Raw genomic sequence first — 3767 nt, 5'->3', positions numbered from 1 at the left:
AAATGCTGCCCGGGGCTGACAACGAAGATACTAAATTTCATAGATATGACAGCTGCGCCCGTAAAGAAATGACAAAATAGCATCATTAAGACGGCCTTGATAGCTGGCCGGGAAGCATTAACCGTGCGTGCGGGGTGAGTCCAGGGTGCATCCAGTATGTGTCCGGTAAAAAGCAATAAAAGGTGGACTTACCCTGGACTCACTCTGGACTCACCCTGGACACATGCCGAAGCAGTCCCGAAGCATGGCTGGCCAGTGTGCGACCGTTGTCGGAGGAGGTGATGCACGAGTAGACACCCGCGGCGGTCAACTTCAATTGCCGGTCAATGTGCAGTGTACGAGGTTGTTAATCGGCGGCAATTGCATAAAGGCGGCCATCCGTGCTTCCCACATACAATGTGCCGTTTTGCAGCAGCGGTGTGTTCACAAAACCCCCCAAAGCAAGAATTTGTTGCTCTGAGGCGTCGGTGTCGTCTCCATAAAGCGAAAAGCCGGCTTTAAAATGGTCGTCTGCGGCAAAAACACGGGCATAGTTCAATTTGCTGCCTATCGATTGAAAAATCTTTTTAATGGCGCCTGTTTCGGGATCGACGCCATACAATTTGCCGTTAAAGCTGCCAAAATAGATCAGGCTGCCATCGGCAACAGCCGAACCATATACCCGCATATTCAATGGGATTTTCCATTGTACCCGACCATCGGCAGCATCCAGGGCATAAAAAACGTGTGTATCGGAAGTTCCGAAATATAGCTTGTTGCGGTATGCGGATGGCGTGGCGATAATCCAGCTGCCGTATTCCTTCATGTTCCATTTCCCACGCCCCGTTTTTGGGTCCAGTGCATAAATATTGAAATCCCTGCTGCCTGCATACAGGGTATTGTCGTGAAACAGCACGCCTTTCTGAAACTCCCCCTTTGGGAAATAAACATCCCCCACCGAGCGGAACTTCCATAGTAAGTGGCCTGTAGTGGCATTATGTGCATATAAAAACCCATCAAATCCACCCACATAAAGCGTGTCATGCTGGATAACCGGTGTAGCGTGTACCATGTCACCGGTCTTAAATTTCCAGATCAGCCGGCCGTCTGCGGCATCAAGTGCGTAGATATGCTGGTCGCTGCTGCCAAAATATACTTTTCCGTTGTTAACCACGGCATCCGACAGGTTATAATCCCACAAGTCCTGTTTGCGCTCCCCGCCGGTCTTGAACTTCCAGCGCAGTTTTCCGGTTTCGGCATCGACTGCATAAAAAAAGCCATCCATGCTGAGCATGAATAGTGCACCATCGGAAACCACGGGCGAGGAATAGAGTCCGCCGGTTGTTTCAAACGTCCAGCGCGCCACACCTGTTTGGCTGTCAACCGCGTAAATGTTTTTGTCTTCGCTGCCAAAGAATACGGTGCCGTCGTAAAAATAGGCACTTCCAAATAACCGCCCACCCGTTTGATACGCCCATTTCAGGGTGAGGCTGTCTGGAGCCGCAAATACGGACATCGTAAGCAATAAAAGCGATAGGGTAAGGAGGGTGTGGGTAACGCGCGGTTTAGTCATGTTTACAGGAATTAGGACTTCAATGATAAGCAATTTATCGCATAAAAGCACGATTTCTGCTGTGAGCGGCATCAGGCAGCTTATAGGCCCGACGCATGCTTGGCTGCAGATGACGATATTCCTGCTATGGAAGTGGAGTCAAATTGCGTAAGTTTGGGCGTCATGAACACCGGTTTGGCTTTTCAACGTACCCGCATTGCGCCAACCCCCAGCGGCTACCTGCACCTGGGTAATGTGCTTTCCATGGCGAAAACCGTGGCGTTGGCGCGGTATACGGGTGCGCGCGTGCTGCTGCGGATCGATGACCTGGACCGCGAACGGGTGAGACGGGAATATGTCGAGGATATTTTTGCAACGCTGGATTACCTGGATATTCGCTACGACGAGGGGCCGCGGAATTACCGGGAATATGTTGATGAATATGCCCAGCAACATCGCCTGGAGCTGTATAATAACGCGTTGAACGATTTGCGCGAGCGAGGGTTGGTATTTGCCTGTGGCTGCTCCCGTTCGGATGTATTGCAGGCAAGTGCCGACGGGCATTATACCGGGACCTGCCGGCAAAAAGCCCTGCCACTGGACGGTGCCGGGCTCAGCTGGCGGCTGTATACGGATAACCCGGCAGAGCTGGCTGTTGCCGACCTCGGCGGACAAGTGATACGGGCCGGGCTTCCGCCATCGATGGCTGATTTTATTGTCCGGAAAAAGGACGGGTTCCCGGCATACCAGCTGGCTTCGGTAGTGGATGATTTTCATTTCGGGGTCGACCTGATCGTCAGGGGTGCCGACCTGTGGGAGTCCTCGCTGGCACAGTGCTACCTGGCCCGCTGTCTGGGGGCTGAGCGCTTCAGCGCAATAAAGTTCCTGCACCACCCCCTGCTCCTGGACGCGGATGGTCGTAAACTATCGAAGTCGGCCGGTGCCACTTCCGTGCATTACCTCCGAAAACAGGGGAAAAGCCGGGCGGAAATTTACCGGATGATTGGTAAGTGGATGGGCTTGGAAAAGCCGCTGAATCATTGGGAGGAGCTGGTTTAATACCCGTATTTATCTTTCCACTGCTGGCGCAGCTTCTCCCGCAGCTTTTCTTCCGCGGGGTTACTGCCCGGATCATAGAGCTTGGTTCCGCTTATGGCGTCGGGCATAAACTCCTGTTCCACAAAATTGCCTGCGTGGGCATGGGCATATTGGTAATTCTTGCCGTAATCCAGGTTTTTCATCAGTTTGGTGGGCGCATTCCGCAGGTGGAGCGGCACGGATAGGTCGCCCGTTTTCCGCACCAGTTCCTGTGCCCGGTTGATGGCCTCGTAGGCCGCGTTGCTCTTCGGGGAGGATGCGAGATAGGTGACCGTCTGCGAAAGGATAATCCGCGACTCCGGCCACCCAATGACATTGACGGCCTGGAAACAGTTGTTGGCCAGCAGCAGGGCATTCGGATTGGCATTGCCGATGTCTTCGGCAGCCAGGATAAGCAGCCGTCGGGCGATGAACAGCGGATCCTCACCCCCTTCCACCATGCGGGCCAGCCAGTAGACCGCCGCGTTCGGGTCGCTTCCCCGGATGGATTTGATAAATGCCGATATGATGTCGTAATGCTGCTCGCCGGCCTTATCGTAGATGGCCATGTTCTGCTGTACCTGCCGGAGTACAAAGTCGTTGGTGATGGTCAGCGGTTTACCGGCCGCGGCGTTGACCACCAGTTCCAGCACATTCAGCAACCGGCGGGCATCGCCGCCCGAGAGGCGGAGCAGGGCCTCGTGTTCTTTCAGTGTTACCTGCTGCTGGCTGAGCCACGCATCTTCGCGCAGAGCCTTCTCGATGATACCCACGAGCTCTGCTTCCGTGAGGTGCTGCAGTACATAAACCTGGCAGCGGGAGAGCAGCGCCGAAATTACTTCAAATGACGGATTTTCGGTAGTAGCCCCGATCAATGTAACCAACCCGCGCTCCACGGCGCCGAGCAGCGAGTCCTGCTGCGACTTGGAAAAACGGTGGATTTCATCGATAAAGAGGATGGGCTGCTGTTGCTGGAAATTTTTAAGCTGGCCGGCCTTGTCGATTACCTCCCGCACATCCTTTACGCCGGAATTGATCGCGCTTAAACTGAAGAAAGGGCGATCGAGCGTTTGGGATATGATGTGGGCCAGCGTGGTTTTGCCCACGCCCGGAGGACCCCACAAAATCATGGAAGGGATGTTGTTCTGCGCGATGGCAT

The 3767-nt window shown here is 54.1% G+C and carries 3 protein-coding genes; 1 reads left to right on the top strand and 2 read right to left on the bottom strand.

Annotated elements, in window-relative coordinates; genetic code table 11:
• Nucleotides 1-346: 346 nt before the first annotated feature.
• Nucleotides 347-1552: an outer membrane protein assembly factor BamB family protein gene (locus ABWO75_RS13565; RefSeq protein WP_353186404.1), complete on the bottom strand. Its 1206-nt coding sequence runs from the start codon at nucleotides 1550-1552 to the stop codon at nucleotides 347-349.
• A gap of 162 nt (nucleotides 1553-1714) precedes the next feature.
• On the opposite strand from ABWO75_RS13565, the gene ABWO75_RS13560 reads away from it, so the two are divergent.
• Nucleotides 1715-2590, top strand: coding sequence for a glutamate--tRNA ligase family protein (locus ABWO75_RS13560; protein ID WP_353186402.1), 876 nt, complete (start codon nucleotides 1715-1717; stop codon nucleotides 2588-2590).
• Here ABWO75_RS13560 and ABWO75_RS13555 read toward each other — a convergent pair.
• Nucleotides 2587-3767 (bottom strand): replication-associated recombination protein A (locus tag ABWO75_RS13555; RefSeq protein WP_353186400.1); only part of this gene is annotated, 1181 nt, incomplete at its 5' end. The genes ABWO75_RS13560 and ABWO75_RS13555 overlap by 4 nt on opposite strands.

Origin of the sequence: Parapedobacter lycopersici (assembly GCF_040395035.1) — a bacterium.
Classification (GTDB): Bacteria; Bacteroidota; Bacteroidia; order Sphingobacteriales; family Sphingobacteriaceae; genus Parapedobacter; species Parapedobacter lycopersici_A.
Note: the sequence above shows the minus strand (reverse complement) of the source record. Positions and strands in the feature narration are given on the sequence as shown.

Coding starts and splice junctions, on each gene's coding strand:
- ABWO75_RS13565 (WP_353186404.1), bottom strand. CDS start 1,552: ATGACTAAACCGCGCGTTACCCACACCCTCCTTACCCTATCGCTTTTA.
- ABWO75_RS13560 (WP_353186402.1), top strand. CDS start 1,715: ATGAACACCGGTTTGGCTTTTCAACGTACCCGCATTGCGCCAACCCCC.